The 6666-nt window shown below is 72.4% G+C and carries 7 protein-coding genes and 1 pseudogene; 5 read left to right on the top strand and 3 right to left on the bottom strand.

Going from position 1 to position 6666, the window contains the following annotated elements:
• A pseudogene (locus tag KBX08_RS31930) lies at positions 1 to 581 on the top strand (serine/threonine protein kinase); the annotation flags it as partial.
• A 33-nt stretch (positions 582 to 614) separates the two neighbouring features.
• Positions 615 to 1256: a histidine phosphatase family protein gene (locus tag KBX08_RS31925; protein ID WP_210787484.1), complete on the top strand. Its 642-nt coding sequence runs from the start codon at positions 615 to 617 to the stop codon at positions 1254 to 1256.
• A gap of 43 nt (positions 1257 to 1299) precedes the next feature.
• Here KBX08_RS31925 and KBX08_RS31920 read toward each other — a convergent pair whose 3' ends face one another.
• From KBX08_RS31920 to KBX08_RS31910, 3 genes are read right to left on the bottom strand one after another with little or no spacing between them, the layout of a single operon-like run.
• Positions 1300 to 1800, bottom strand: coding sequence for a DinB family protein (locus tag KBX08_RS31920; RefSeq protein WP_210787483.1), 501 nt, complete (start codon positions 1798 to 1800; stop codon positions 1300 to 1302).
• Positions 1801 to 1839: 39 nt separating this feature from the next.
• The gene (locus KBX08_RS31915; RefSeq protein ID WP_210787482.1) at positions 1840 to 2673 is read right to left on the bottom strand and encodes an MOSC domain-containing protein; all 834 of its coding nucleotides are present in this window, start codon (positions 2671 to 2673) and stop codon (positions 1840 to 1842) included.
• Positions 2674 to 2682: 9 nt separating this feature from the next.
• Positions 2683 to 3408 (bottom strand): carbon-nitrogen hydrolase family protein, encoded by a 726-nt coding sequence (locus KBX08_RS31910; RefSeq protein WP_307850707.1) that lies wholly within the window; start codon positions 3406 to 3408, stop codon positions 2683 to 2685.
• An 82-nt stretch (positions 3409 to 3490) separates the two neighbouring features.
• Between KBX08_RS31910 and KBX08_RS31905 the strand changes: the two genes are divergently transcribed.
• From KBX08_RS31905 to KBX08_RS31895, 3 genes are all read left to right on the top strand, one after another.
• Positions 3491 to 4273 carry a DedA family protein gene (locus KBX08_RS31905; RefSeq protein WP_210787480.1) on the top strand — a complete coding sequence of 261 codons (783 nt, stop codon included), beginning with the start codon at positions 3491 to 3493 and terminating at the stop codon, positions 4271 to 4273.
• Positions 4274 to 4372: 99 nt separating this feature from the next.
• Positions 4373 to 5554 carry a histidine kinase gene (locus KBX08_RS31900; protein WP_307850706.1) on the top strand — a complete coding sequence of 394 codons (1182 nt, stop codon included), beginning with the start codon at positions 4373 to 4375 and terminating at the stop codon, positions 5552 to 5554.
• Positions 5545 to 6189 carry a response regulator transcription factor gene (locus KBX08_RS31895; protein ID WP_210787479.1) on the top strand — a complete coding sequence of 215 codons (645 nt, stop codon included), beginning with the start codon at positions 5545 to 5547 and terminating at the stop codon, positions 6187 to 6189. The genes KBX08_RS31900 and KBX08_RS31895 overlap by 10 nt, the downstream gene beginning before the upstream one ends.
• Positions 6190 to 6666: the final 477 nt, after the last annotated feature.

The raw sequence follows: 6666 nt of genomic DNA, 5'->3' as shown, positions 1-6666 counted from the left end.
CCCTGATCGACCGGTCGGTGGTGGCCCGCCCCGTCCCGGTAGCCGCCGCACCGGCCCGACGCCGAACACGTCGGCCCCTCGCCGTGCTCGTCGCGGCCGTGCTCGCCGTGCTGATCGGCATCGGCGTCCTGTTCGTGGAGAATCCGCTCGGCAACCCGGGCACACCCGACCCGGCCGAGATCGCCGCCGCGCCGTCGACCTCCGCCCCGGCCCTCGCGCCCACGACACACTCGCCGACGCCGGCCGTACCGTCCCCAACACGCCCCACCGCCAGCACCGCGCCCCCGACCGTGGGGCAGCAGCTACCGGTCAGCTTCCGGGAGGTGAGCAGCGAATTCGCCGCCGTCCTCGCCACCGCGGTCGCCCGCGGTGACGTCGACCCGAAGACCGCCGAAGATCTGCGTGACGACCTGGCCGACCTCAACCGCCGCACCAGGGACCGCGCCGAGCGCGTCGCCGACCTACGGGACCACATCGCCGAGCTGGTGCGGCGGGACCGTCTACCAGCGCAGACGGGCGCGAAACTGGACGCTCTGCTCAGCCGGGCCGACACCTTCTCCACCAGCCGTACGGACGACTGATACTGCCGTCGATACCGCTGGCATGATGTCCCGATGCGGACACGTCTGATCTTCGTGCGACACGGCGAGTCGGTCCACCAGCTCGAAGGAATCATCGGTGGGCCACGTGGCTGTCGGGGCCTCACCGCCCTCGGCCACGAGCAGGCACACGACCTGGCCAACCGGCTCACCGGCGAGGTCGCCGTCGACGGGCCGGTGGCGGTCTACTCGTCCGTGCTGCGCAGGGCCGTCGAGACCGCGCAACCGATCGGCGCGGCGTTCGGCGTCCGGCCCGTGGCCGACTGCGGTCTCTGCACCTGGCACACACCCCCGTACGCCGACGGCCTGCCGACAGCCCTCTTCCGCACCGACCACGCGGTGGCGGGTGGCGGTGTGTTCCGACCGTTCGAGGAGGGCAACGAGAGCTGGGCGGAGCTGGTGGTCCGCGTCAGCCGCGCGATCATGGAGATCGCCCACCGGCACCGGGGCTCCACAGTGGTCCTGGTCGGCCACAGCGAGACCGTCGAGGGCGCCTTCCACGCGCTCGGCGCGCAGCCGGTCTTCCGGGCGTTCGACCTGGACGTGCCCCCGGCCTCGATCACCGAATGGACCACCGACCACGACCCCGGCGGTTGGCCGCCGGCCCGCTGGACGCTGCGTCGCTTCGCCGACACCGGCGGTTGGGCCAGAGGGTGATCCGGGCCACGCCGCGCGCGACCAGCTTCGGCCGGCGGCGCGGCTAGTCGGCGGCCAGGATCTGCTCGCGCAGGATCTCCGCGTGCCCGCAGTGCTGCGCCAGCTCGCGCAGCACGTGCAGGTAGACCCAGCGCAGCGGCAGCGGGCCGCGCCGGTTGCCGCGAAGCAGGTCGTCCAGGCCCAGCGGCGCCGTCGCGCGGCGGGAGGCCTCGCACGCCTCGCGGTGCGCTCGCTGGATCGAGGCGATCGTGTCGCCGTCGTCGAGGATGAACGACTCGTCCGGCGTGGCCGGGATGCCGATCTCGGCCCGGGGCCGACACGTGACGGCCTCGTCGAACCAGACCTTCTCCACGAACGCGGCGTGCTTCACCAGACCCAGCAGCGTCGTCCGGGACGGCACCAACGACCGGCGGGCCTGCTCCTCGGTCAGCCCGTCCAGGTAGCCGTTGAGCGCTCTGCGGTGCTCGTCGATGAACGCCTCGAACTGCTTCTGGGCCGACTGGCCGACGACATCATCGGCGAAGGTCGGGGGAAAGGAGGTCATTCCCGAAGCATTCCAAGGTCATTGCCGGCGCGCAAACACTCACGGGCCGACCGAAACGTGGTCGCCGTCCGCCACTCGCCCGGAGCGGACCACGGTGGCGTACCCGCCGACACACGGCTGGGGACCCATTCCGGGCAGCGGTTCGATCCGGTTGAGCCGGGCGGGCACCCGCAGCGCCTCGGTCTCGCGGGGCAGCGGGCCGTGCGCGAGCGTGGGCACCGCGCAGCGCGGCGTCGGTGCGAGCACGGCGAGCACCAGGTCCGGGCCGACGCGCAGTTCCCGGCCGACCCAGCCGTTCTCGGCGAAGGCGTCCGTGTCCGTGTCGAGCACCAGGTTGGGCCGGTAGCGTTCCACCGTCCCCGCCCCGGGCGGCAGATGCCCGGCGATCCGGTCCAGGGTCGCGGTGGTGACCAGGTGGATCGGAGCGAAGTCGAAGAAGGTCCCGGGCAGCAGCGACCCGAGCCGGCTCTCGTCGGCCGGGACCTCGTCGGTGAGGCCGGCCGCGAGCACCGCCTCCGGGTGCGAGCGCAGCAGGGTGGCGCCGGGCGGTACGGCGTCGACGAGGGTCACCGGGCGGCCTACCGCCGCGCTGAGCGCCGTGTCGATGTCGGGGTCCTCGCTCGACAGGCGCCGGCCGTCGGGCAGGGTTATCCGTACCGGATCGGTCGGCCCGCCGGTCGCTCGTAGCGTGAGCAGGCCGCGCCAGCGATGGGGTTGCTTGGCGCTGGCCACCCGTCCACTGGTTTGATCCAGCAGGGCCAGCACGCGGTCACCCGCGACGCCGCTCGCGCTGATGTCGGCGGCCGAGGTCCGCTCTCCGAGCAGCGACTTCACCGGGTACCGCCGCAGCTGCACCACCCGTCCGGAGATCATCCCGTCACCCTAACCGCGCCCGCCGCCCCGGTCCGGCGACGTGAGGCTGACGTTGAGCGACTCGCCCGGTTCGGTGCCCGCGCGGGCGTACACCTCGCCGTCGGGCGTCCAGACGCCCGACCGCCCCGCCGCCTCGGTGTAGCCACCGCCGGTCGACCCGGCGAAGCTCGCCACCGCCACCCAGACCCGGTGCGTGGCGGTGATCCGGTGCGCCCGCTGGTCTATCACGGCGGCGTCGCGGGCCGACTCGAGGACACCCGCCGCGTACACGTCGATCCCGAGCGCTGCCGTCCGGTCCGCGTGCGCGGCCACGCCGGTGTCCCTGCAGATCGCCAACCCCACCCGCCAACCGTCCACATCGAGCACGACCGGGGCGTCGCCGGGCCGGAACCGGCGGGCCTCCGCGTCCCCCAGCCACATTTTCCGGTACGCCACACTCGCACCGCCGCCGGTCACCGCCAGCATCGCGATGTTCTCGCCGGTGACCGGCGCACCGACCAGGGCCAGCGCACCGGCCTCGGCGCACGCGTCAACCAGTGGCGTCAACCGCGGGTCGTCGACCGACACGACCGGCGCGTCCAACTCGTACCCGGTCAGCGACAGCTCCGGAAAGACCACCACCCGGGCGCGCGCCGCGCGGACCGCGGCGGCGTGCGCCCGCGCGTTCGCCGCGACATCCAGGGGTACGCACGCCGGCTGGACCACGGCGAGCCGCAGCGGGGTGCGGCTTTCCACACCCCCACCGGTGTGGTCGACCCGCGCGGTCGGGCGGTCGGCCCCATGGTCGGCTCTCAGGATGACTTCGTAACGTGGGCGCATGATTCGAACGTCCCACGCCGTGTTCGCCACCGGAACCCCCGCCGCCGCAGCGGAGCCACCACAGGACGGGATCGTCGGCTACGTCACTGACCTGGTGGAACGACTCGGCGGGCCGGGTGCCGGCCTGGCGGTGGCGTTGGAGAACCTCTTCCCGCCGATCCCCAGTGAGGTGATCCTGCCGCTGGCAGGGTTCGTCGCCGCGCAGGGGCGGATGAGTCTGGTCGGTGCGATCTTCTGGACCACGCTGGGTTCGGTGGTGGGCGCGCTCGCGCTCTACCTGATCGGCGCGGCCCTGGGGCGCGACCGGATGCGCGCCATCGTTTCCCGGCTTCCGCTGGTCAAGCTCAGCGACGTGGACCGGACCGAGGCGTGGTTCCTGCGGCACGGTGTGAAGGCGGTCTTCTTCGGCCGGATGATCCCGATCTTCCGGAGTCTGATCTCCATCCCGGCGGGCGTGGAGCGGATGCCGGTGACCACGTTCCTGCTCTACACCACGCTGGGCAGCCTGATCTGGAACACCACATTCGTGCTCGCTGGCTACCTGCTGGGCGACAACTGGCACCTCGTCGAGGGCTACGTCGGCACGCTCCAGAAAGTGGTGATCGTGGTCTGCGTGGCGGCGGCTGCCTGGTTCGTCGGGTCCCGCGTGCTCAAAGCCCGCCGCGCCGCCCGCAACCCCGAGCCGACCGAACCCGAGCAGAGCGCAATGAACGGGATGCCCGACCCGGGCGGTCGCGGCACCCTCTACCGAAGCGGATCGTGGGCCTCGGACGAGCGGTAGCCAGCCCTCTGCTGGTTCCCTTTGCTCTGCTTCACCCCACGCACCACCCCCGGGTCGCCTGCGGGCGGATCAGATGAGGCGGAGCAAGGGGGACCAGGCGTGGTGCGGAAGGCGGGCGAGGTGATGGGGGAGCGGCGAACCGGCGGGTGGTGGCTTCGGCTCCGGCTGCCGCTCGGCGTCGCCGTCGGCATCGCGACGGCCGCCGTCGAGCTCGCCTTCCTCGCCGTCGCAGCCGCCGCATCCAGCGTGCGCGCGGTAGCGCCTGCGGCCGGCCGTCGGGTCGCTGACCTGACCGACCGGTACGGGGAGCGGCTGGTACGGATGGAACATCGCCGCCTCACCGGGCTGCTCGCCGCAGAGGATCTGCCCGCGCCGAACACCGTGGCGACCCGCCGGCAGCTCGGCTACCTGGCCGCCCGACTGTTACCCGGCACGCTCGGCCTGTTGGCGTACACCGTGCTCGGCGTCGGCATGGTGCTGGCCGGGATCGTGCTGCGCGCGGCGCTGCGCGGAGAGCTGACCCTCCTCGACGCCCTGTCCCAGATCGCCGTCGGGGCGGTGCTGTTACTGCTCAACGTTCAGGCCGTTGCCAGCATCGCCGCGCTCGACATCCGGCTGGCGCGACGACTGCTCGGGCCGGGAAGTCGGGCCGAGCTGACGCGGCGGGTCCATGAGCTGACCACCAGCCGGGCCGGGGTCATCGCCGCTGTCGACGCCGAACGGCAGCGCATCGAACGCGACCTGCATGACGGCCTCCAACAGCGGCTGGTCGCCCTCGGCATGCTGCTCGGCCGGGCCCGGCGCGCCCGCGACGCCGACCGCACACACGCACTGCTCGCCCAGGCGCACGAGGACGTGCAGCGGGCCATCGAAGAGTTGCGCGAGGTGGCATGGCGGGTCTACCCGTCAGCACTGGACGACAGCGATCTGGGCGAGGTCCTGGCCATCGTCGCCCGCGGATCCGAGGTGCCGGTGCGGATCCGCTGCGAGCTGCCCGTCCGCCCCGACCGGCAGGTCGAGACGGTGCTGTACTTCGTGGCCTGCGAGGCGCTCACCAACGCCGCGAAACACGCCGCCGCTACCCTGGTCACTGTCGAAATCGGAGTACGGGATGGGTGGATCCGGATGCGCGTACACGACGACGGCGTCGGCGGGGCGGACCCGGCCGGACGCGGGTTGTCCGGGCTCGCGCGGCGGGTCGCCGCGCTGGACGGTCGGCTGCTGGTGACCAGCCCGGCCGGAGGTCCGACGACAGTGCTGGCGCAGCTGCCGTGCGACTAGTCCTCGCCGAAGACTCGACGCTGCTCCGGGAGGGCCTGACGCGGCTGCTCGCCGACGAGGAGCACGAGGTGCTCGCGGCGGTCGGGACCGCCGACCAGCTTGTCGAGGCGGTCGGACGATCACGTCCCGACGTGGTCGTCACCGACGTCCGGATGCCACCCAACCACACCGATGACGGGCTACGGGCCGCCCTGGAGATCCGTCGTCGGTGGCCCGACACCGGCGTCCTCGTGCTCTCCCAGTACGTGGAGCGGCGTTACGCCGGGCGGCTGCTCGCGGACCGTCCCGAGGGAGTTGGCTACCTGCTCAAGGACCGGGTCGCCCAGGTGGACGACTTCCTTGACGCACTCGACCGGATCGCCGCCGGAGGCACCGCCCTCGACCCGGAGGTGGTCCGTCAGGTGGTGGCCGGCTCGGATCGGCCCGACCCGTTCGGTCGGCTCACGCCGCGGGAACGGGACGTGTTGCACGAGATGGCCCAGGGCCATACGAATCTCGCCATCGCCCAGCGGCTGCACGTATCGCAGAGCGCCGTCGAGAAGCATGTCAACGCGATCTTCGACAAACTCGACCTCGCACACACAACGGGCTACAGCCGACGAATCCTCGCAATCCTGCGCTACCTGGGCACCTGACCCGCCCGGACTCGCATGCCGGGCACGGCGGCGGCCAGGCATGCGGAATCGGACGCCGGGCACGGGCGTCCCGGGCCGGGCATGATCGACGCGGGTTCCTTGATGTCGGGGGTGTCCGGGTGTCCGGGATGCCCCGACTTCCGTGGACCCGAGTGGATCACCCGGTGAGGGCCGGTTCGACGACGTGGGCCCGGTGTCGTGTGGGCGCTTTGTCCGTTGGTGGGTGCTTGTGGGGTGTGGCCGGGCGCACTCGTGGGCCGGAATCATGGCCGGGCCGGGGTCGTTACACACCCTGACGATCGCAGTACCACCGACCGGCCGCCGGACCCCTGACGGCTGGTCGCGCAGGTGGAATGCCAGCCTCCACCGGGTCGTTACAGTCCCCACGAACGACCACCGGGCACCGCCACGACGAGGGTGCTCATGGATGGGCCGACCCCGGAATGACCCCGGCCCGCCGGTCGTTACACAGGGACC

This window comes from Micromonospora sp. H61, assembly GCF_018070325.1.
GTDB lineage: Bacteria > Actinomycetota > Actinomycetes > Mycobacteriales > Micromonosporaceae > Micromonospora > Micromonospora salmantinae.
The sequence above is the reverse complement of the archived record's forward strand: the minus strand, read 5'-3'. Positions and strand labels throughout refer to the sequence as shown.